Source organism: Priestia sp. 40 (assembly GCF_049368575.1).
GTDB lineage: Bacteria > Bacillota > Bacilli > Bacillales > Bacillaceae_H > Priestia > Priestia zanthoxyli.
The window spans coordinates 1,077,473-1,098,158 of the sequence record NZ_JBMPZA010000005.1; the positions used below are offsets into that span (position 1 = coordinate 1,077,473).

General features: G+C 39.8%; 22 protein-coding genes. 7 read left to right on the forward strand and 15 right to left on the reverse strand.

Features of this window, described 5'->3' with window-relative positions; genetic code table 11:
• Window positions 1–16: 16 nt before the first annotated feature.
• Window positions 17–181 carry a Z-ring formation inhibitor MciZ gene (gene mciZ / locus ACO1DI_RS06650; protein WP_014458291.1) on the forward strand — a complete coding sequence of 55 codons (165 nt, stop codon included), beginning with the start codon at window positions 17–19 and terminating at the stop codon, window positions 179–181.
• 93 nt (window positions 182–274) lie between these two features.
• On the forward strand, window positions 275–1,192 hold the full coding sequence (locus ACO1DI_RS06655) for an aldo/keto reductase (RefSeq protein WP_014458290.1): 918 nt from the start codon (window positions 275–277) through the stop codon (window positions 1,190–1,192).
• Between the two features lie 27 nt (window positions 1,193–1,219).
• Here ACO1DI_RS06655 and ACO1DI_RS06660 read toward each other — a convergent pair whose 3' ends face one another.
• The 4 genes from ACO1DI_RS06660 to ACO1DI_RS06675 form a co-directional block, all read right to left on the reverse strand.
• Window positions 1,220–1,468 (reverse strand): YqkE family protein, encoded by a 249-nt coding sequence (locus ACO1DI_RS06660; RefSeq protein WP_033579729.1) that lies wholly within the window; start codon window positions 1,466–1,468, stop codon window positions 1,220–1,222.
• Window positions 1,469–1,532: 64 nt separating this feature from the next.
• Window positions 1,533–2,201, reverse strand: coding sequence for a 3-oxoacid CoA-transferase subunit B (locus ACO1DI_RS06665; RefSeq protein WP_423145174.1), 669 nt, complete (start codon window positions 2,199–2,201; stop codon window positions 1,533–1,535).
• Window positions 2,202–2,221: 20 nt separating this feature from the next.
• Window positions 2,222–2,911: a CoA transferase subunit A gene (locus tag ACO1DI_RS06670; protein WP_014458287.1), complete on the reverse strand. Its 690-nt coding sequence runs from the start codon at window positions 2,909–2,911 to the stop codon at window positions 2,222–2,224.
• Window positions 2,912–3,147: 236 nt separating this feature from the next.
• Window positions 3,148–4,335, reverse strand: a complete 1,188-nt coding sequence (locus ACO1DI_RS06675; protein ID WP_014458286.1) for an acetyl-CoA C-acetyltransferase — start codon at window positions 4,333–4,335, stop codon at window positions 3,148–3,150.
• Between the two features lie 177 nt (window positions 4,336–4,512).
• Between ACO1DI_RS06675 and ACO1DI_RS06680 the strand changes: the two genes are divergently transcribed.
• Window positions 4,513–5,409, forward strand: a complete 897-nt coding sequence (locus ACO1DI_RS06680; RefSeq protein ID WP_014458285.1) for a hydroxymethylglutaryl-CoA lyase — start codon at window positions 4,513–4,515, stop codon at window positions 5,407–5,409.
• Window positions 5,410–5,478: 69 nt separating this feature from the next.
• On the forward strand, window positions 5,479–6,390 hold the full coding sequence (locus tag ACO1DI_RS06685; protein WP_217026825.1) for an alpha/beta hydrolase: 912 nt from the start codon (window positions 5,479–5,481) through the stop codon (window positions 6,388–6,390).
• On the opposite strand, the gene ACO1DI_RS06690 is transcribed toward ACO1DI_RS06685, so the two are convergent.
• Window positions 6,387–6,725 carry an iron-sulfur cluster biosynthesis family protein gene (locus ACO1DI_RS06690; RefSeq protein WP_014458283.1) on the reverse strand — a complete coding sequence of 113 codons (339 nt, stop codon included), beginning with the start codon at window positions 6,723–6,725 and terminating at the stop codon, window positions 6,387–6,389. The genes ACO1DI_RS06685 and ACO1DI_RS06690 overlap by 4 nt on opposite strands.
• A 130-nt stretch (window positions 6,726–6,855) precedes the next feature.
• Here ACO1DI_RS06690 and ACO1DI_RS06695 point away from each other — a divergent pair, with 130 nt between their 5' ends.
• The gene (locus ACO1DI_RS06695; protein WP_013059094.1) at window positions 6,856–7,071 is read left to right on the forward strand and encodes a CDGSH iron-sulfur domain-containing protein; all 216 of its coding nucleotides are present in this window, start codon (window positions 6,856–6,858) and stop codon (window positions 7,069–7,071) included.
• A 72-nt stretch (window positions 7,072–7,143) separates the two neighbouring features.
• Here the strand turns inward: ACO1DI_RS06695 and ACO1DI_RS06700 are convergent, their stop codons facing one another.
• Together ACO1DI_RS06700 and ACO1DI_RS06705 are read right to left on the reverse strand one after the other, a co-directional pair.
• Window positions 7,144–7,938 (reverse strand): SDR family NAD(P)-dependent oxidoreductase, encoded by a 795-nt coding sequence (locus ACO1DI_RS06700; protein WP_014458282.1) that lies wholly within the window; start codon window positions 7,936–7,938, stop codon window positions 7,144–7,146.
• A 23-nt stretch (window positions 7,939–7,961) separates the two neighbouring features.
• Entirely contained in the window at window positions 7,962–8,918 is a 957-nt protein-coding gene (locus ACO1DI_RS06705) for an MBL fold metallo-hydrolase (protein WP_423145175.1), read from the reverse strand.
• A 268-nt stretch (window positions 8,919–9,186) separates the two neighbouring features.
• On the opposite strand from ACO1DI_RS06705, the gene proI reads away from it, so the two are divergent.
• Window positions 9,187–10,035, forward strand: a complete 849-nt coding sequence (gene proI, locus ACO1DI_RS06710; RefSeq protein ID WP_226554907.1) for a pyrroline-5-carboxylate reductase ProI — start codon at window positions 9,187–9,189, stop codon at window positions 10,033–10,035.
• Window positions 10,036–10,172: 137 nt separating this feature from the next.
• Window positions 10,173–11,189, forward strand: coding sequence for an NADPH dehydrogenase NamA (gene namA / locus ACO1DI_RS06715; RefSeq protein WP_423145176.1), 1,017 nt, complete (start codon window positions 10,173–10,175; stop codon window positions 11,187–11,189).
• Between the two features lie 28 nt (window positions 11,190–11,217).
• Here the strand turns inward: namA and rnz are convergent, their stop codons facing one another.
• The 8 genes from rnz to preA form a co-directional block, all read right to left on the reverse strand.
• On the reverse strand, window positions 11,218–12,147 hold the full coding sequence (gene rnz / locus ACO1DI_RS06720) for a ribonuclease Z (RefSeq protein ID WP_208732880.1): 930 nt from the start codon (window positions 12,145–12,147) through the stop codon (window positions 11,218–11,220).
• Window positions 12,148–12,215: 68 nt separating this feature from the next.
• Complete coding sequence (locus ACO1DI_RS06725; protein WP_042991897.1) at window positions 12,216–13,574, reverse strand: aspartate aminotransferase family protein; 1,359 nt, start codon at window positions 13,572–13,574, stop codon at window positions 12,216–12,218.
• 92 nt (window positions 13,575–13,666) lie between these two features.
• Window positions 13,667–15,136 carry a CoA-acylating methylmalonate-semialdehyde dehydrogenase gene (locus ACO1DI_RS06730; RefSeq protein ID WP_014458276.1) on the reverse strand — a complete coding sequence of 490 codons (1,470 nt, stop codon included), beginning with the start codon at window positions 15,134–15,136 and terminating at the stop codon, window positions 13,667–13,669.
• A 207-nt stretch (window positions 15,137–15,343) separates the two neighbouring features.
• A complete protein-coding gene (locus tag ACO1DI_RS06735; protein WP_014458275.1) occupies window positions 15,344–16,975 on the reverse strand; it encodes a PucR family transcriptional regulator in 1,632 nt (543 codons plus the stop codon).
• 139 nt (window positions 16,976–17,114) lie between these two features.
• Window positions 17,115–17,306, reverse strand: a complete 192-nt coding sequence (locus ACO1DI_RS06740) for a hypothetical protein (RefSeq protein ID WP_013059103.1) — start codon at window positions 17,304–17,306, stop codon at window positions 17,115–17,117.
• A gap of 395 nt (window positions 17,307–17,701) precedes the next feature.
• Window positions 17,702–17,914: a hypothetical protein gene (locus tag ACO1DI_RS06745; protein ID WP_014458274.1), complete on the reverse strand. Its 213-nt coding sequence runs from the start codon at window positions 17,912–17,914 to the stop codon at window positions 17,702–17,704.
• A gap of 33 nt (window positions 17,915–17,947) precedes the next feature.
• Complete coding sequence (hydA, locus tag ACO1DI_RS06750) at window positions 17,948–19,366, reverse strand: dihydropyrimidinase (RefSeq protein WP_042991896.1); 1,419 nt, start codon at window positions 19,364–19,366, stop codon at window positions 17,948–17,950.
• 18 nt (window positions 19,367–19,384) lie between these two features.
• Entirely contained in the window at window positions 19,385–20,665 is a 1,281-nt protein-coding gene (gene preA, locus ACO1DI_RS06755; RefSeq protein WP_423145177.1) for an NAD-dependent dihydropyrimidine dehydrogenase subunit PreA, read from the reverse strand.
• Window positions 20,666–20,686: the final 21 nt, after the last annotated feature.

Below are 20,686 nucleotides of genomic sequence, written 5' to 3' on the forward strand. Positions count from 1 at the left end.
TTGGGAGGTAGAAAAAATGAAAGTTTATGTTCACGAGAAGCAAATCATTTTAGTAGGTAAAGCATGGGAAATCAAGCAAAAGTTAAAAGAATACAGCGAACAATTTCAGTATGTTGATGAGTGGACGAACGCTATCTCTCAAAATTTTAATTCTTACAAACAAGCAGACTGCAGACACTAAATGTGCTGCAGTTTTTTAATCTTCTTATTTGAGTTTCCCTCTATCATAGCGCTACAATAGATAGAAACAAGTAAAACATAAGGAGTGACATATATGGAAAAAAGACGCTTAGGTACTTCAGATTTGTTCGTCAGTACATTAGGTTTAGGATGCATGTCTCTTGGAACGGAACAGAAACACGCTGTTAATATGATTGATGAAGCTTTGGAATATGGAGTTAATTATTTTGATACAGCAGATTTATATGATTTTGGGTTAAACGAGGAGTTTGTGGGACAAGCTCTAAAAAACCGCAGACATGATATTGTTTTAGCCACAAAAGTAGGAAATCGCTGGAATGATGCAAAAGACAGCTGGACGTGGGATCCGTCTAAAGCTTACATAAAAGATGAAGTAAAAGAAAGCCTGCGCCGGCTTCAAACGGATTACATCGATTTATATCAACTGCACGGAGGGACCGTTGAAGACAATATTGAAGAAACGATTGAAGCATTTGAAGAATTAAAACAAGAAGGCGTCATTCGCTACTATGGTATTTCATCTATCCGCCCGAATGTGATTCGAGAGTATGTACAAAACTCTTCTATTGTCAGCGTCATGATGCAATACAGCTTGTTAGACAGACGGCCTGAAGAAAGTGCACTTCCCCTTTTGCATGATAACGGCATTAGCGTCGTAGCCAGAGGTCCAGTAGCCAAAGGGTTGCTAACTGAAAAAGGAGAGCAAAAGCTGGCTGCACTCGAAGGTAAGGGATACTTAGACTATAGCGGTACGGAATTAGCAAAAACGATAGAAGCATTTCGTCACGTACGACCAAATCACTCTCTGAATTCAACTGCACTTCAATACTGTTTAGCTAATCCTACGGTAGCCTCAGTTGTAGCAGGAGCAAGCTCTTCTTCACAGCTTCGTGAAAACGTAAAGGCTGTCGAGACCTCCCCGCTACAGCCTACTGAAGTTAACAAGCTGAACTCGATCTTTAAAGCCAATCAATATGAAGCTCATCGTTAAAAAATAAAAGCGCCTTTATTGGCGCTTTTATTTTTTAAATTCGGACCAGTTCATATCACTTTCATTTAACAGTTCTTCAAACGACTTATTTTTTTCTTTTTCTTTTCGAATTCGAGCAGCTTCTTTACGCTCTGTTTCTTTCTGCTCTTCTTCTTTTAAAGAAAGCGCCTGTTTTTTAGCTTGAAGCTGTTTTAATAAGCTATCATTTAGCTGATCTTTGATACTGAGTTGATCATTTTGTTTTTGTGCTGATTGTTTTTGCTTTTTTTTAGCCATCACAATTCCCCCGCTACTTTAATTGAGAGATATTGTATCATATTCTTGCTTTTGTTACCAAAAATCAAAACGCATCTAGTTTTACATGTTCATCAATGATTAAATTTGGCTCTGTCGACTGCTGAATATCTTCTACCGTATAGCCTTTCGCTACTTCAACAAGCTTTAGACCTTCTGCCGTAATATCAATAACCGCACGATCTGTAATAATACGATCTACTACCCCTTTACCTGTCAGAGGAAGGCTGCACTCATTTAAGATTTTAGGCTCATCTTTTCTCGTCACATGTTCCATAATAACAATGATGCGCTGTGCTCCGTGAACTAAATCCATTGCACCGCCCATTCCTTTAATCATTTTTCCAGGAATCATCCAGTTTGCCAAGTCACCAGTGTTTGAGACTTCCATTCCTCCTAAAATCGCAATATTAATGTGCCCTCCGCGAATCATTCCAAACGATTCAGCACTATCCAAGTAAGAGGCGCCTTTTGTCGCCGTTACGGTTTCTTTACCTGCATTAATTAAATCAGGATCTACTTCTCCCTCTTTCGGATATGGTCCAATGCCTAACAGACCGTTTTCGGACTGAAGCACCACCGTTTTATTATCTGAGATATGATTAGCCACAAGCGTTGGAATACCAATTCCAAGGTTTACATAAAATCCGTCCAAAATTTCTTTTTCAGCACGTTTTGCAATTCGCTCTCTCACGTTCACGCCGTTTTCAATCATGAAAAATCTCTCCCCTTTTGTTATTTTTGAACGGTTAAACGCTCAATACGTTTTTCTTGTTCACCAATAATTAACGATTGAACGTATACACTAGGTGTGTGGATAATATTTGGATCAAGTGAGCCTGTTGGATGAAGTTCCTCCACTTCTGCTATCGTCACTTTTCCTGCTGCTGCAATCATTGGGCTAAAATTGCGCGCTGTCTTGTTATACACTAAGTTCCCCATATGATCGGCTTTCCAAGCTCTGACCAAACTAAAATCAGCTTTTAACGCCTCTTCTAGTAGATATTCTTTTCCATCAAACACGCGAACTTCTTTTCCTTCAGCAATGGGTGTTCCCACTCCCGCTGGTGTATAAAATGCCGGTATACCCGCCCCGCCAGCGCGAATTTTTTCAGCTAGCGTGCCTTGAGGGAGTAATTCTACTTCAATTTCTCCTGACAATACTTGTCTTTCAAACTCTTTATTTTCTCCTACGTAAGAACCAATCATTTTTTTAATCTGTTTATTTTTCAGAAGCAGTCCAAGTCCCCAGTCATCTACGCCGCAGTTGTTTGAAATGACCGTTAAGTCTTTTACCCCTGTTTCAACTAACGCTAAAATTAAATTTTCTGGAATTCCACACAACCCAAAGCCACCGACCATAACCGTAGCACCGTCGTGAATATCCTTCACCGCTTCTTTAAACGACGTATGTACTTGTTTCATACATAACCACCCCTTCGTTATTTTTGAAAACGCTTTCTAATCTATTATAAAAGATTTTTATTTCTTTTTAAATATATATATAACTGAAAATTATAATTTAATCATTTTTTTGTCAAAAAAGTTATATTAGTGGACAAAAGTCAGAGGAAAATAAAAACGCCACGAGTTCCAAAGCAGTATGTTTGGAATCTGTGGCGTAGTGATATAGCTTTAATGTTAATTAAAACTATATCAAATTAAGGACGTTCAACGATTGTTGCAACACCTTGGCCTCCGCCAATACATAGCGTTGCTAAGCCAAGTTTTGCGTCGCGTTTTTGCATTTCATGAATAAGCGAAACAAGGACACGTGTACCACTTGCACCAATAGGATGTCCAAGAGCAATCGCTCCACCATTCACGTTTAAGATATCATGGTTAAATTGAAGTTCACGATCCACAGCGATTGACTGTGCAGCGAACGCTTCGTTTGCTTCTACTAATTGAACTTCTTCTAATGAAACAGCAGCTTTTTCTAGCGCCTTTTTCACTGCATTTACAGGACCGATTCCCATAATGCTTGGATCTACTCCAGCAGTCGCATTAGCTTTAATAGATACTAATGGCGTTAAGCCTAACTCCTCTGCTTTTTTACGGCTCATTACTACTACTGCAGCTGCACCGTCATTAATACCAGATGCGTTACCAGCTGTTACAGAACCATCTTTTCTGAATGCCGGACGTAACTTCCCTAAACTTTCAGCCGTTGTACCAGCGCGTGGGAATTCATCTTGTTCAAAAATAGTTACTTGACCTTTTCTTCCAGGCACTTCTACTGGCACGATTTCATCTTTGAAACGACCAGATTGAATAGCTGCTTCTGCTTTTTGCTGACTTGAAGCCGCAAACGCATCTTGTTCGTCACGAGTAATTTCATATTTATCACACAGATTTTCAGCTGTAACGCCCATATGGTAGTCGTTAAATGCACACCATAACCCATCTTGAATCATGCTGTCAACTACTTTTTGGTCGCCCATTTTAAACCCGTTGCGTGCATTTTTTAATAAGTATGGTGCTTGGCTCATGTTTTCCATTCCACCAGCAACAATCACATCAGCATCCCCAGCAAGAATCGCTTGTGTAGCGAGATGTACTGCTTTTAGTCCTGATCCGCATACTTTATTGATGGTTAATGCTGAAACAGTTTCAGGTAAACCTGCTGCTAAAGTTGCTTGTCGTGCTGGATTTTGTCCTAAACCTGCTTGTAAGACATTTCCCATAATAACTTCATCTACTTCGTTTGCTGATACCCCTGCTTTGTTTAAAGCTTCTTTAATTACAGTACCACCTAAAGTTGTTGCGGATACATTTTGTAAGCTTCCCCCAAAGCTGCCGATTGCTGTACGTATAGCGCTTACAATGACTACTTCTGTTTGACCCATGTCGAAAACCTCTCCTTACTGTTTGATTACTGTGATTAACTGTCACCTGTATTACTTTCGACATCGCTTGCGAAATTCCTCTTTTTTTGTAAAAATTTATAATTTTTATTGAATTTTAATTTTTTAGAATTAAAATAAGTATTAGTAAGCGTTTACATACTGAAGGGAGAGCGGTTTATGGGATTTCCTGAAAAAGTGACAATTATAGAAGTTGGTCCACGAGACGGACTTCAAAATGAAAAAAATTTTGTTCCAACTGAAAAAAAAATTAATTTTATCAAAAAATTAAAAGAAGCTGGACTATCGGAAATCGAAATTACATCCTTTGTTTCTCCAAAATGGATTCCTCAAATGAAAGATGCTTCTACTGTTGCACATATATTTCAGCTTGACACCCGCCGAAACATCGTACTTGTGCCGAATCAAAAAGGCTTGGAAAAAGCGATGCAAGCTGATTGCCGCTCCGTGGCGCTATTTATTGGCGTAAGCAATACATTTAACCAAAAAAATATTAATAAAAACACCAAAGAAGCTGTACAAACGCTGCTCCCTCTCATTCAACAGCTCAAGCAGCAAGAATGTTTTATTCGAACTTGCATTTCCACCGCCTTTTATTGTCCATATGAAGGAAAAATAAATGAAAGCGACGTAATGACTCTTTGCGAAAGCTTTGTGGAAGCTGGAGTGGATGAGCTAAGCGTTGCTGATACGATTGGCATGGCAAATCCTAAAGATGTCTTTTCACTTTTCTTGAAATTAAAACAAAACTTTCCCCACACGCTACTTGCTGCCCACTTTCACGATACGAGAGGATTAGCCATTGCAAATATCTACGCCGCTCTGCAAGCTGGTATCAACAGGTTCGACTCATCAGCTGGCGGGTTAGGCGGATGTCCGTTCGCTAAAGGAGCAACGGGAAACGTAGCTACAGAAGATCTTGTCTTTATGCTTCATGAAATGGGTATCTCGACTTCTATTAATGAAGAAAAACTACTTGAAGCGGTCGATTTTATCGCTCCTTACATTTCAAGACCGATTGAAAGCAAACAATACTCTTTGTTTGCAAAGCGTTAAACATTATTTTTTTTACAGGAGCGGTGCTATAATAACTAATAGCTATATTAACAAAAGGAGCCGCTAATCATGAAAAAATGGCTATTATTAGTAGGAAGTATTCTCGGAGCATTTGCTGCTCTTGGCGTCTTTTTTACAAATCAAATGATGTACATCCGTAAAAAGACCGACAAAGTCATTATTGACCGCGATACAGAAGATGGCTTTTATGATGAAAATATTTATAACGCTCTTCCTAAAGAAGAATTTGTACTCCCTTCCTCTCTAGGATATAACATCGCTGGAACCGTTATTAAACAACATGATAACAACCGATTTATGATTCTTTCACACGGAGTGACAGTTCATTCACTGAACTCTATGAAATATGCTCGGCTTTTTCTGAAGCTTGGATGGAACGTTGTTCTTTATGATCATCGCCGTCACGGCAAGTCTGAAGGGAAAACAACGAGCTACGGCTATTATGAAAAACTGGACCTTCAATCCGTTGTTCACTGGGTAAAAGAACAATTTGGTCCAACTATTTCCCTTGGAATTCACGGGGAGTCTATGGGAGCTGCGACCACTCTTTTGTATGCTGGAATGGAAGACGGAGCGGATTTTTATATTGTCGACTGCCCTTTTTCTGACTTAGAAGAACTTCTTGCCTATCGCTTAAAACAAGATTTCCACTTACCAAAACAGCTTGTGATGCCAGCAGCTAATATGATTTTAAAATGGCGAGAAGGCTATTCATTTAAAGACGTATCACCCATTTCAGTCGTAGATCAAATCAAACATCCTGTTCTGTTTATTCACAGTAAAGAGGACGACTATATTCTTCCTAAAATGACGGAGCAGCTGCATGCTAAAAAAATGGGAGCAAAGCGGCTGTATTTGGCACCTGTAGGCACTCATGCCCGCTCGTATGCTGATAATCCAGTGGAATATGAACAAGTTATTGAAGCATTTTTAGAAAAAATACAAAAAGAAGCGCTTTAAAGCGCTTCTTTTGTTTTATCCATAAATGACATGCGTGGATTTAAAATTTGAGAAGGACATTTTAGCATAAACGTATATGCACTTTCACTGTAGTCGATCGTCATATTATCATCTAAAAATACTTGCTTTGTTTTTTCGACAAGAACAGGAACAAAATTCGTCTCGATGGTTACATCATCATCCTCTTTTTCATCAACAATCCATAGCGTCGTTACACCGCTCACAACACAGCCGCATCCATCCGTATCGTATTTTAATTTTAAATGCGTTGAAGAAGCTTTTCCGTACTTTTCTTGTATTTTTGCTATCGCTTTATCAGTAAAGGTAATATTCATTTTCCTTTAACTCCTTTTAAACTAATTGTATAAACAAACGAAAATTGCTTATATAATGAGTATAATACACATCTCGCTTTCATTAAACTGTGGAGCTTCATATAGATGTGTACAATAAGGAGGTTTTTCTATGTCAAAAGTACAAATTAAGGTAATGGATAACGGCTCTTTCCGTGTCACTGGAGACGTTGAATTAATTGATGCAGACGGCAACAAGTTTGAAACAAAGCCGACGTTTTCACTATGCCGATGTGGCCAGTCGCAAAAGATGCCCTTTTGCGACGGAAATCATAAAGGAAAATTCGACTCTTGTGTGCGCGCTGCAAAAATTTTAGACGAGCAGTAGATTCGTAGAAATACAGCCTTCCTGAACGAAAGCATTAACGAAAAAATTGGTAGCCTGTGTTTAAAGCACAGGTTATTTTCTATTAAACGCATCTCCTGCCAATTTTTCTACAAGCCCTGGAGCAAGCTGATACACCTTTGAACCCATGTTCATCCACTTAGGCAAGTTGACTTCTCGTTTTGGTTTTCCAATGATATTGACCGTTTTTTCAGCTACGTATTGAGGCGTTAACATAAACTTTTCTACACTTTTTTCATAGTTTCCTGATTGATCCGCTATTGAAAAGAAGTTGGTTTGAATAGGACCTGGATTCACTGCGGTTACATAGATATCCGTTTTTGCTAATTCCATTCGCAGGCTATTGGTAAACCCTAACACGGCATGTTTAGAAGCTGAATAGCCACTGGATTTGGGCGTTGCCAGTTTGCCTGCTTGAGAAGCGATGTTAATAATATGTCCTTTGTTCTGTTTTAGCATATACGCTAAAATTTCTTGTGTACATGCAATCATCCCAATAACATTGACTTGAAACATTGAAGCAATTGTCGAAATAGAGGCTTCTTTCACTTCTTCAAATACGCCAAAGCCCGCATTATTAATCAGCACATCAACACGCTTAATTTCAGCCATCATTTTCTGAACGACTCTTTTGACTTCCTCTACGTTCGCTACGTCGGCTTTATATATGTAAGAGGTAATCCCATACTTTTGACTAATTTGCTCGGCTACTCGCTGCAGCTTTTCTTCTGTACGTGCAAGTAAAACGGGCACGCCCCCTCTTTTGGCCACTTCATAAGCTAAATGTTCTCCAAGGCCTCCTGAAGCGCCTGTAATCACAACATGTTGGTTCTTTAACGAGGATTTCAAATCTAACACACCTTTTTTATAAGTTAAGAGTACACAGAATAAATAAGCGTATTTCCTTTTTCATGTGTACTGATTTTATTTGCATCTTCTAGAAAATCAAGCTGACCGATTGTTTCAGAAAGTGTTAGCCCTAGTTCTTTTTCATAAATAGTAGGAAATAGCTGTTTGCAAATATCAAAAGCTGTTTGAGGACGTTCTTTGATCATGCTAAGCACTTTATCCGCTCGGTCGCTCTGCTTTTGTAACCTCTCTTGTACAAGTTCGCGAACATGTAACACTTCATCTCCATGCCCTGTATAGATACAATTTATCTCTAAGTCAAGCAGACGTCTTAATGAATGATTATATTGAAGAAGCGTTTTAGGTCGCTCGCCGCTTGGTTTCATAGGAGGTTCAATAAGCGGATTAGATGAAATATGCTTTAACAGCAAATCTCCTCCAATCATAACTGCTGTTTTTTCATTGTATAATGCAATATGGCTTTGAGCATGTCCGGGTACTTCAAGTACTTTCCAACTCTCTAGCCCCGGAATGTAATCTCCTTCCTGCACAGAAGTTGTAAGAGAACGGTGACACGAATACTTCATTGATGCTTTTAAACGTTTTAAATAAGGGCGAAACCTTTCATCTACGCCCGCTTTCATAAAGTGACCTTCAAAAAACGCATCGTACCACTCAAAAAAATCTGGATTTTGGGAGATCCAAGGCTGATTTTTCGCATGACCGACTATGGCGATATCTTTATCAAAAAAATCAAGCATTCCTACGTGATCAGGATGGTGATGAGTTAGGACAACTTGCTTAATATCATCTGGTTTTAATCCTATTTCATTAAGCTTTTCTTTAAATACAGACCACGCTGCCTCCGTTTTAATACCAGCATCAATTAGCGTAACGGTCTGACCTTTTATAACAAAAACATTCACATCTCCTACCGCAAAAGGAGTAGGCAGCACAATTTTATATAATTGCTCATTCATCTGTATTTTTGCTCCTTTACCATCGCATTTTCTTTTAAGTTTACACGATTTTCCCTGTTATTTATACAATTGCATCCGTTTTCTGAAAATTACATTGACATCCCTCTCTTTTTCATTGCATAATGACAGAAATATAGTGAAGTTTTATTCATATCTTTAGATAACTATGCATTTTATAAAGAAGAGATACACAAACACAAACCTTTAACAGATACTGAAATCTCAGTATCTGTTTTCATTGGATAGCAAATGACTGGAGGAACTTTTAATGAAAACGGATCTAAACATCGCCTTTATTGGAGCTGGATCAATGGCTGAAGCCATGATCTCAGGGCTGCTGTCAGATAAAAAGCTTCGCCCCAATCAAATCACCGTAACAAACCATAGCAACGATAAAAGACTTCACGAACTTCGAAACGCCTATGAAATTAACATTACGCGTAATCATGCCTTGTTAATCCAAAAAAGCGATATCGTCGTGCTTGCTATTAAACCAAAAGACGTAGCGGAAAGCATCGATACGATTAAGTCCTATATTCGTCCGCACCACCTCGTTCTCTCTGTTTTAGCAGGTGTATCGACTGGCACAATTGTAAACTTGTTTGACCAAGAAGTAGCGGTTGTAAGAGCTATGCCAAATACATCTGCTTCTATTGGATTATCGGCTACAGCCATTGCACCCGGCAAGTTTGCTACAGCAGAGCATATGAACGTTACTACTGCTTTATTTGAAACGATTGGTACAGTTACAACTGTAGAGGAAGAGCAGCTTCACGCTGTAACAGGACTGTCTGGAAGCGGCCCAGCGTATGTTTACTATCTAGTAGAAGCAATGGAGAAAGCAGCTGAAAAACAAGGCTTGGATACGTCAGTGTCAAATGAACTAATTCTTCAAACTCTTATCGGTGCTGCAGAAATGCTGAAACAGTCACCTAAAACGCCAGCCGTACTTCGAAAAGAAGTGATGAGTCCCGGCGGCACAACAGAAGCAGGAATTGAGCAGCTTATTTCTCATAACTTCCAAGAAGCCATGATGCAGTGTATCGAACAAGCTACGATCCGCTCCAAATACTTAGGAGATACGATTGACGAAAAAATCTTGAGTAAACGTTCGTAGAGGTTCACCTCTTTCTTAAAAAAGAAAGAGGTTTTTTTATGATTAAAAATGGATAAGCAGATTATGTGAAAGAAAATTCAATGCGGTGATATAATAACTTTTGTTTAGAGTATCGAAATAATTGGAGGTTAAACCAAATGACAACAAAACTATTTTCACCTTATACAGTGAAAGATGTAACATTAAAAAACCGAATTGTAATGTCACCAATGTGCATGTATTCATGCGAAAAAGAAGACGGCGTAGTAACCGACTTTCATATGGTTCACTACACAACTCGCGCGGTTGGACAAGTAGGTCTCATTATGGTTGAAGCCTCAGCTGTCGTCCCACAAGGTCGTATTTCAGCTCAGGACCTAGGAATTTGGAATGATGAGCAACGAGATGGATTAACAAAACTTGTGACACAGCTAAAAGAAAACGGTGCAAAAACAGCTATTCAACTTGCACACGCAGGACGTAAAGCAACTGTTGAAGGCGATATTTATGCTCCTTCTGCTATTGCTTTTGATGATAAAAGTAAAAAACCTGTGGAAATGACCACAGAACAAATTTATGAAACGATTTCTGCCTTTAAAGAAAGCGCTCGACGCTCAAAAGAAGCTGGGTTTGATATTATCGAACTTCATGCGGCACATGGCTATTTAGTACATCAATTTTTATCACCGCTAAGCAATAAACGCAGCGACGAATATGGCGGCAGCGCAGAAAATCGCTATCGTTTCTTAAAGGAAATTATTGAAGCTGTGAAAACAGAGTGGGACGGTCCTTTATTTGTCCGTGTTTCTGCTTCTGACTATACAGAAGGCGGATTAACAGTCGATGATCACGTTGCATTTGCAAAATGGATGAAAGAACAAGGCGTCGACTTAATTGACGTTAGTTCCGGTGCTCTTGTACACGCTCCAATCAACGTATACCCTGGCTATCAAGTGCCGTTTGCAGATAAAATCAAGCAGCAGGCAAATATTGATACAGGCGCAGTTGGATTAATTACAACTGGACGACAAGCAGAAGAGATTTTGCAAAGTGAACGCGCTGATTTAATTTTTGTTGCGCGCGAGCTTCTGCGTGACCCGTACTTCCCGCGCACAGCGGCAAAAGAACTAAATGAAACAATTTCAGCACCCGTTCAGTACGAACGCGGATGGTAAAAAAAGACGAGGATTTCCTCGTCTTTTTTTATGAAATCGTAAACCTTTTCAAGTCTTCTGCTATATCGGTATTCGGAAAAATTTCTTTTGCTCCTTCTACTAATCGGCTGACTGCGTCTCCTTGGTAACGCGAACTAATATGAGATAAAATAAGACGCTCGACCGATGCGGTTTTAGCAATTTCAGCGGCTTCTTTTGCAGTAGAATGAAAATAGTTGTAAGCAAGCTCCTCATCTCCCGCTGCAAAAGTAGCTTCATGGATTAACACATTCGCATGCATAGCAAGCTGAACACTTTGCATGCACTTTCTTGTATCCCCTAAAACCGTGATGACCTTCCCTTTTTTAGGCTCTCCTACAAACTCTTGTCCATTAATAATGCGCCCATCTTTTAACACTACTTCTTTCCCTTCTTTTAACTGTTGATAATGAGGCCCTGGGGGAACGTTCATCTCTTTTAAACGCTGAACGTCCAGTGACCCTGGCAAATCTTTTTCGACAACTCGATATCCATAAGATAAAATGCCATGTTCAAGCTTGCCAAATTCGACTGAAAAAGTTTCATCTTCAAAAATCGTTCCACTTTCACTTTCCTCTTCTATTTCAACAATCTCTAGAGGATATTGCAGGTGAGTTTGACTTACAGCCAGCGTGACTTCAATAAATTCTTTAATTCCTTTTGGCCCGTATACAGTAAGCAGCGATTCTCCGCCTTGAAACGAACGGCTTCCAAGGAATCCAGGCAATCCGTAAATATGATCACCGTGAAGGTGCGTAATAAAAATCTTCTCAATTCGCCTCGGTTTAACGGTTGTATGTAAAATTTGATGCTGCGTTGCTTCTCCGCAATCAAAAAGCCACACCGCCCCTCTTTCTTGCAAAAGTTCGAGCGCAAGAGATGAAACATTCCGCTGTTTCGCCGGTACCCCTGCACCCGTTCCTAAAAATAACAATTCCATTTTCTACTTCCTCCTTCACACGCACAAAAAGCCTGTAAGTATATTATACAGGCTTTTTGCAAACTTACCTATTTGATGCTGTCAAGCGCATACGTAATAGTAGCTAATAACAGCTCAATATCACTTTCCTCAATGTTGAGCGGCGGCGAGAGCGTGAGAACATTATTATAGCCGGCCACCGTTGCTCCATTTTTCCCAATAATGACTCCTTTGCTTTTGCATTTAGCAATCACTTCATTTACAAGATTAACGTCTAACGGTTCTTTCGTTTGCTTATCAGCTACAAGTTCAATTCCAATTAAAAGCCCCTTACCTCTTACGTCTCCCACGTATGGGTGGCTATCAATAAGCGGCGTTAGCTCACTTAATACGTAAGCCCCGAGCTGTTTAGAACGGCCAAAAAGATTTTCTCTTTCCATAATTTCTAAATTCTTTAATGCCAGTGCACACGCAGCCGGGCTTCCTCCAAATGTATTAACATGGCGAAAATACTCGTACTGATCGCTATCTTTGAACGCTTCATAAATTTCTTTTTTAACAGCAGTTGCAGAGAGCGGAAGATATGCGCTTGTAATTCCTTTTGCCATGGTAATGATATCTGGTTTTACATCGTAGTTCATAAAACCAAAGGCTTCTCCTGTACGTCCAAAGCCGCAAATAACTTCATCTACAATTAACAGTGCACCGTGTTTTTCACACGTTTCTTTTACGCCTTTCATATAATTTTGAGGCGGTAAAAGAATTCCTCCACCTGTAATAATTGGCTCCATAATAACAGCGGCAATTGTGTCACTTAGTTCCCACGTCATGACATTGTCAATATCTTTTACAGATTGAAGCTTCTCTTTCGGTGCATCGTAGTCATCTTGCCCTCGGTATGAATCAGGCGGGGCAACGTGAATAAAGCCAGGAGCAAGCGGTTCATATTTATATTTACGCTGAGCTTGGCCCGTTGCTGCTAGTGCGCCCATTGAATTTCCGTGATACCCTCGGTAACGTGAAATAAACTTGTAGCGGGAGTGCTCTCCTTTTTGCTGATGATACTGACGTACAATTTTAAAAGCCGTTTCATTTGCTTCAGATCCGCTATTTGAAAAGAAGATAACATAGTCATCACCTAGCATTTCATTTAGCTTCTCTGCCAGTTTGATAGCAGGTACGTGAGATTGAGTGAGGGGAAAATAAGCCAGTTCTTTTAGCTGCTCATAGGCTGCAAGCGCTAACTCATCCCGTCCATACCCAGTATTTACACACCAAAGCCCTGCCATTGCGTCTAAATAGCGATTTCCTTGTTCATCTGTAACCCAAGCACCTTTTGCTTTTGTAGCTACCATCGTTGCATCCGGACTGTATGGTTTCATTCCATGCCATACATACTGCTCATCTTTTGCACGCAGATCTTTTTCATTTTGACTGACCTGTACCATCTTATCCACTCCCAAATCGCTAGCGCGGTATTTTTTCTGTATGAAAAGACTTCGACAAAATGCCGAAGCCACTTGCTATATTCATCTATATGTTAAAAGTCAAAGCGTGATGTAACCATCTTTTTACGTGTAAAGAAGTTCAAACCGTCTTTGCCGTTAACATGCAAATCTCCGTAGAAAGAGTCTTTCCAACCGGAGAATGGGAAGAAGGCCATTGTAGCAGGTACTCCTACGTTGATACCGAGCATACCGGCATCTGCTTCTTCTCTAAATTGACGCACCGCTTTTGCATCTTTTGTATAAATCGTTGCTCCATTTCCAAAACGAGATTTTTCCATATAACGAAGTGCTTCATCTAATGTGTCAGCACGAAGCAAGCTTAGTACAGGTGCAAAAATCTCTTCTTTAGCAATGGTCATATCAGGAGTTACGCGGTCAAAAATTGTTGCCCCTAAGAAGTTGCCTTCCGTATGCTCATCCATTTCTTTACGTCCATCACGAATGAGTTCCGCCCCTTCTTTCATGCCAAGTTCAATATAATCCAGCACTTTATCACGGTGCTCTTTTCGAATCACAGGCGTTAGAAGCACTTCATCATCAAAGCCGCTTCCCATAATTAATTCATCTGCTTTTTGCTTTAATTTTGCGACGAATTCATCGCCTTTTTCACCAACCACGACCACGGCGCTGCAAGCCATGCATCGCTGGCCGGCACTTCCATAAGCCGAGCTGATAATATGTGATACCGCTTTATCCATATCGCAGTCTGGCATCACAACATGATGATTTTTAGCTCCAGATAAAGCCTGAACTCGTTTCCCTTGAGCAGCGGCTTGTTCATAAACATATTTTGCTACCGGCTGCGATCCGACGAATGAAATCGCTTTAACTTTTTCATGCTCTATTAATCCGTTCACGACATCGTGTGCCCCGTGCACAATATTTAATAATCCATCCGGTGCTCCTGCTTCTGTAAAAAGTTCAGCAAGTCGCGTTGCTAAAAGCGGCGTTCGCTCAGACGGTTTTAATACAAACGCATTTCCACATACAATGGCAAGAGGGAACATCCAAAGCGGTACCATCATCGGAAAGTTAAAAGGTGTGATGCCGCCAACGACACCCAGTGGAAAACGGAACATTTCAGAATCAATTTCTTCCGCTATGTTATTTAATGATTCCCCCATTAATAAAGTAGGAGCACCCGCGGCAAACTCCACGCATTCAATACCGCGCTGTACTTCACCGTAAGCTTCTTTGAAAGCCTTGCCGTTTTCTTGTACAACTAATTTAGCTAACTCTTCATGATGCTTAACTAGTAAATGCTGAAACGCAAACATTAATCTTGCTCGTTTTGGAGCAGGAACGTTACGCCATGTTTCAAATGTTTTTTGAGCTGTTTCCACCGCACTGGCTACGTCTTCTTTTGTAGAAAGCGGTACTTTTGCAATTACTTCGCCCGTCGATGGATTAATTACCTCTCCAAATTTTTTTCCTGCCGTATCAACCCATTTTCCGCCCACGTAATTTTTTAAAACTTGCGTATCATTATTCACAACTGACATATCGCTTGGCCTCCTCAAAAAATAAGAAATGACAAATCTACCTTTATTATTGAATAAATAAATAGTGGTTGCATTAGACAAAATGTGAAACAACTCTAGATTCTCGTTTCACATTTTGCGCAGTGAACTCGGAGAAAGCATGGACTAAAATGAACATATAGTAAAATCACCCTCAACATAAAAAAACAGCTGTTTCCAGCTGCTTACTTATCCGTTTATAAATTCCGCACGCGACTTTTTCATCATAAACAAATATTCATATGCCATAATCATAAACTCAATGGCCAGTCGTTTTTCGGGCTCCATAAAGTCTTCACCCAGCAGCTTTTCTAGTTTTTCAATACGGTGATACAGCGTTTGCCGGACAATGTATAAACGCTTAGCCGTCTCTTGTTTAGATCCGTTGCATGCTAAATAAATTTTTAATGTTTCCATGAGTTTTGCATTATACGTTTCATCATATGTAATAACGGGCTGCAGATATTCAAACACCACTTCCTGTAAGTCTTCATGCTGATGTAAAAGCGAAATAATTCGGTACATATGCAAATCATCATAAAAATGAATAATTGTTTGTTTTTGCAGCATTTCTTGAATCGAAATCGTTTCTTTAGCCGTTTCATAGCTTTTATGCATGCAGTCAAGCTGTTCACAGTATTGGCCAATTCCGATAAAGCTAATGGCGTTCCTCTTTGAATTTTCATCCGATTCATATTGATTCATCCAGCGATGAAGGCTGTTTTCTAATCTCTCTCTCCACGTGCTAACCATTCGTTTGTTCAAAAGAATAAATAATACTTCACGATTTCGCTCGGAGACTAATAAGTGAAAGCCTTCTTGTTCAAAAATGCTTCGCAAGATAAGCTTAAAATACGTTCGATCAAACTTCTCCCGCCTTTGCCACTTACAGCAAACAACGACACCTCCGCGAATAGGCGAATCTGAACACACTTCGTGCATAGAGTCTTTTATTTGTTCAAGAGTTAACTCTCCGTTCATCCATTTTGTCATCCATTCGGTTTCATCTACTCTTTTTTTCTCTTCGACATACAGATCCTTCAAAAAATGCTGAGCAAGTGCAGTCGCCGTTCGGTCAACGGTGAGCACTTCAAGTTCTGTTAAGGCTTCATTTATAGAAGCAACATATAGCTGAGCATAATCTTGTCCTAATAAATGAATAGGCTGCTCAGTAAAATGCGGACTTTCATTTTCCCTACTTATATAATGAAGTAGAAGCTGCTGTTTGAGCAAGTCCATCTCCGGAGCAAAGTTAAGTAATTCATTTGAAACTTTAAGGCCGACAAGAAGCCCCGTAGATTCATATAAACACTGTAAGATGATGGCCGGGTCATTAACTGTTAACAGCAGCTGATTTAGCCTATGAGAATACTGTTCTAAATCGGAAATCATTTGATAGTGCTGATTAATTAAGAGCGAGTGAACATCTTGTGTAATTTCAACGAACGGAACTTCCTCGTGAAATAAAATAATCGGGAAATCACATTCGTTCGCTTTATCAATGACAATTTGCGGAATCTTAGAAGTATAAGTGCCAAGTTCAATACACAGTCCTGATGCCTTACAAGAAATTAATTGCTGAAGAAATGATAAACAAGATTGAGGATCTTCTCCCCAGCCTACCCCTGTTGATAAAATGAGCTCGTTTCCTTTTAGCAGCTCATTAATGCGCGTCACTTCCATCACGTGCACCCACTTCACAGAATTAGTAAGCCCTTTCTCTCCAGCTATTACTTCACAGTTTACAAAATGTTTCCTTGTTAAAATCTCTGTTACTGTTAAATATGATTTCAAGTCAACACCGCCCCTAGCGAATTTCACATCATGTCTCCTGGATCATTAACGCGTATTTCGCATATGTGTAGAACAAAAGCTATATCTTCTTACATTATATTAAATATTTAGAAGAAATAAAATATTTAATGAAAGAAACGAAAAAAGCTGTAACGATAATGGATCGTTACAGCTTCTGAGCTGTTTGCTGTAATTTATTAAAAAAACCGTGGCGTTTAACCGCTTGTTCTTTAATTCGGTGAATTTCTTTTTTATAAAAACGCAAATCTTGTAGTGACACTGCATTTAACATTTCCATTTTTAATTTATCAATAATTTTTGTTTCTTCTTGTGTCATACACTGCGTAGCTTGATCCATCCGTGTCACACCCTTTTCGTATTTAATAGATTTCTTTTGAAAACGTTCTACTATAATATTTACTACAATTTACTAGATAACTAAACCTTTTCTCTTTCGATGTAAACGAAATGTAACAACTGTAATACAGTGAATGGATAATATCTAGTTATTTTGCTTCACATCCAAAACGAAAAAAACACAAAAACGGATCACTTTTGTCAGCCAATATAGTAAAAAACTTATAGGTCTTAGTAAACAAAGAAAGAGATTGAGACATAACTAAATTACTTCAGTCAACATCTAGAAGCATCTACATACATGAAACCTACGTTCACCCTACCAATAAAAAAATCCGAACGATTCATCGTTCGGATCTTCCTTCAGCTAAAATAATTTTGTCCCAGCCTCTGTTTTTATACTTGTTGAATCAGTACGGATGAAAAATATTTTCTAGCATCCGCCGTCAATATATGAAGCGTTTCTTGTTCGATTTGGTTATTTTCGGTGCGTTCAAACGTCACAAACGCCCCGCTTAGATTCTCTGTTACGGCCGTTATTTTGAATCCTTTTTGCAGCAAAAAATCAATCTTTTCTCGCTCTGCCATATATTCATGGTAACTTGACATTTCCCTGCCCCCGATCTATTTCTTCATCTGTTTTTATAACATTAATTTTTCAGCTTCGTTAGCCGTGTTTAACTCATTAAACTTTGCTCTTTTTGTAAATTGCCCGTAGCCTTTTTGACCGACAAACTGCTTATCTTTTACGACAAATTCCCCGCGGCAAAGCACTGAAACCGGCTCACCTGTGACTTTCATTCCCTCGAATGCGCTATAATCGACTGCCATATGATGCGTGTTTGCTGAAATCGTACGTTCAACAGAAGGGTCAAATATAAGCAGATCCGCGTCTGCGCCCACCGCTATTGTTCCTTTTTTCGGGTACAGTCCGAACAGCTTAGCAATTTTTGTTGATGTTATATCAACAAACTGATTTATATTAATTCGGTTCTTCACTACTCCTTCTGAAAATAAAATACTCATGCGATCTTCAATAATAGGGCCTCCGTTTGGAATCTTCGTAAAATCTCCTTTTCCCAGATCTTTTTGACCGTTAAAATCAAACGAACACTGATCTGATCCAATCGTTTGCAAGTCGCCATTACGCAAAGCATTCCACAAAACATCTTGGTTCCATTTTTCACGTAAAGGCGGCGACCATACGTATTTTGCTCCTTCAAAATTCGGTTTCTCTAAATAGGTTTGGTCAAGCGTCAAATACTGCGGACACGTTTCACCCCAGATATTTACGCCTTTTTCCCTTGCTTCAGCAATCTTTTTAACCGCTTCAGCGCACGACACGTGAACAACATAGAGCTGTGAGTCAGCCAACTCCGTTAGCACCGCGGCTCTTCCCGTAGCTTCTCCTTCTATTTCTGGAGGGCGAGTCAGTGCATGATAGATAGGATCGGTTTGTCCTTGTTCTAGTGCTTTTGCCGTTAAATACTCAATAACATCTCCATTTTCAGCATGTACCATCACAAGCGCACCTAGTTTTTTAGCTTGCACTAGCGTTTGATAAAGGGTAGCATCGTCTGCTTGAAAAACATTTTTATAGGCCATGAACACTTTAAATGAAGTAATTCCTTCTTTTTCAATAATCGTAGGAAGCTCATTTAATACATCTTCCGTGATTTCGCCAATCATTAGATGAAAGCTATAATCGATAGCCGCTTTTCCTTTTGATTTTTCGTGCCATGTGCCGATCGCTTTTTGCAGCGGTTCGCCTTTATTGGTTAAGCAAAAATCAATAACAGTTGTCGTACCTCCAAAAGCTGCTGCTCTTGTACCTGTTTCAAAGTCATCTTTTGTAACGGTGCCTCCAAACGGCATATCTAAATGAGTATGAGGATCGATGCCTCCTGGAAATACATAGTTGCCTTTTGCATCAATCACTTCACAGCCCTGCTCTTCAAATCCCGAGCCAATTGCCGAAATAACTCCATTTTCAATTAAAATATCGGCTTTATACGTATCTGTTGCTGTGACTACCACACCATTTTTAACGATTTTCTTCATTTCTTCATCCCCTTTTCTTTATACATCTAATCGCTGTGCAGCCGTCGCTTGTAAAGCAGCTTGGCGTTCATTCCACGTCATTGGAGGCTGTTCATTCGGTAATTCAACCATGGATATAGCTCCGTCCACTGGACATACAATCGAACATAAATTACAGCCTACACAATCTTCTTCTCTTACTTTTAAATAAGATTTCCCTGAAGGGTCTTTCAGCATATCAATACATTGGTGAGAAGTATCTTCACAAGAAATATGACACTTATTGCAGTTAATACACGTATCCGGGTCAATGCGAGCCACTACTTTATAATTGAGATCTAAGTTGCCCCAGTCGGAATATTTTGAAACGGATTTCCCTACAATATCACTTACTTTTTCGATTCCTCTTTCATCCAAATAATAATTGAGACCTTGAATCATATCCTCTACGATGCGGAACCCGTGATGCATAGCAGCTGTACATACTTGCACACCTGTCGCACCCATGAGCATAAATTCGACGGCTTCCTGCCAGTTCGAAACGCCTCCCATACCTGATATTGGAACGTTAATAAACGGACTTCTTGCACATTCAGCAACCATGTTTAATGCAATCGGCTTAACAGCCGGGCCGCAATAACCTCCGTGAGCGCCTTTTCCTGCTACGTGTGGAATCGTATTCCATGAATGAATGTCTACTCCTGCTAAACTATTAATAGTGTTAATCATACTCACAGCGTCAGCACCGCCTCGAACCGCTGCTTCTGCTGTAACGGTGATATCTGTGATATTTGGGGTTAATTTAACAATGACCGGTGTTTGAGCAACTTCTTTAGCCCAATACGTTTGTTTTTCAACCAAATCAGGGACTTGCCCAGAGGCAGCACCCATCCCTCGTTCTGCCATTCCATGCGGACAGCCAAAGTTCAGCTCTAGTCCATCCACTCCTACGTCTTCTACTTTTTTGACAATCTCATGCCATTTTTCTTGCTGAGGCTCTACCATAAGGGAGGCAATAATTGCGTGGTTAGGAAACTTCTTTTTCGTTTCATAGATTTCCTTCAAATTAACTTCAAGCGGACGATCGGTGATTAACTCAATATTATTAAAGCCGGCTACGCGCTGACCGTTGAAGCCAACGGCAGCAAATCGAGAGGAAACATTTAAAATCGGATCACCAAGCGTTTTCCAAACTGCGCCTCCCCATCCTGCTTCAAATGCACGCTGCACTTGATAACCTGAATTGGTTGGCGGTGCGGATGCCAGCCAAAACGGATTTGGTGATTGAATACCTGCTAAATTTGTTGTTAAATCTGCCATAGATTTCTCCTCCTCCTGATT

Coding starts and splice junctions, on each gene's coding strand:
- mciZ (WP_014458291.1), top strand. CDS start 17: ATGAAAGTTTATGTTCACGAGAAGCAAATCATTTTAGTAGGTAAAGCA.
- ACO1DI_RS06655 (WP_014458290.1), top strand. CDS start 275: ATGGAAAAAAGACGCTTAGGTACTTCAGATTTGTTCGTCAGTACATTA.
- ACO1DI_RS06660 (WP_033579729.1), bottom strand. CDS start 1,468: ATGGCTAAAAAAAAGCAAAAACAATCAGCACAAAAACAAAATGATCAA.
- ACO1DI_RS06665 (WP_423145174.1), bottom strand. CDS start 2,201: ATGATTGAAAACGGCGTGAACGTGAGAGAGCGAATTGCAAAACGTGCT.
- ACO1DI_RS06670 (WP_014458287.1), bottom strand. CDS start 2,911: ATGAAACAAGTACATACGTCGTTTAAAGAAGCGGTGAAGGATATTCAC.
- ACO1DI_RS06675 (WP_014458286.1), bottom strand. CDS start 4,335: ATGGGTCAAACAGAAGTAGTCATTGTAAGCGCTATACGTACAGCAATC.
- ACO1DI_RS06680 (WP_014458285.1), top strand. CDS start 4,513: ATGGGATTTCCTGAAAAAGTGACAATTATAGAAGTTGGTCCACGAGAC.
- ACO1DI_RS06685 (WP_217026825.1), top strand. CDS start 5,479: ATGAAAAAATGGCTATTATTAGTAGGAAGTATTCTCGGAGCATTTGCT.
- ACO1DI_RS06690 (WP_014458283.1), bottom strand. CDS start 6,725: ATGAATATTACCTTTACTGATAAAGCGATAGCAAAAATACAAGAAAAG.
- ACO1DI_RS06695 (WP_013059094.1), top strand. CDS start 6,856: ATGTCAAAAGTACAAATTAAGGTAATGGATAACGGCTCTTTCCGTGTC.
- ACO1DI_RS06705 (WP_423145175.1), bottom strand. CDS start 8,918: ATGAATGAGCAATTATATAAAATTGTGCTGCCTACTCCTTTTGCGGTA.
- proI (WP_226554907.1), top strand. CDS start 9,187: ATGAAAACGGATCTAAACATCGCCTTTATTGGAGCTGGATCAATGGCT.
- namA (WP_423145176.1), top strand. CDS start 10,173: ATGACAACAAAACTATTTTCACCTTATACAGTGAAAGATGTAACATTA.
- rnz (WP_208732880.1), bottom strand. CDS start 12,147: ATGGAATTGTTATTTTTAGGAACGGGTGCAGGGGTACCGGCGAAACAG.
- ACO1DI_RS06725 (WP_042991897.1), bottom strand. CDS start 13,574: ATGGTACAGGTCAGTCAAAATGAAAAAGATCTGCGTGCAAAAGATGAG.
- ACO1DI_RS06730 (WP_014458276.1), bottom strand. CDS start 15,136: ATGTCAGTTGTGAATAATGATACGCAAGTTTTAAAAAATTACGTGGGC.
- ACO1DI_RS06740 (WP_013059103.1), bottom strand. CDS start 17,306: ATGGATCAAGCTACGCAGTGTATGACACAAGAAGAAACAAAAATTATT.
- ACO1DI_RS06745 (WP_014458274.1), bottom strand. CDS start 17,914: ATGTCAAGTTACCATGAATATATGGCAGAGCGAGAAAAGATTGATTTT.
- hydA (WP_042991896.1), bottom strand. CDS start 19,366: ATGAAGAAAATCGTTAAAAATGGTGTGGTAGTCACAGCAACAGATACG.
- preA (WP_423145177.1), bottom strand. CDS start 20,665: ATGGCAGATTTAACAACAAATTTAGCAGGTATTCAATCACCAAATCCG.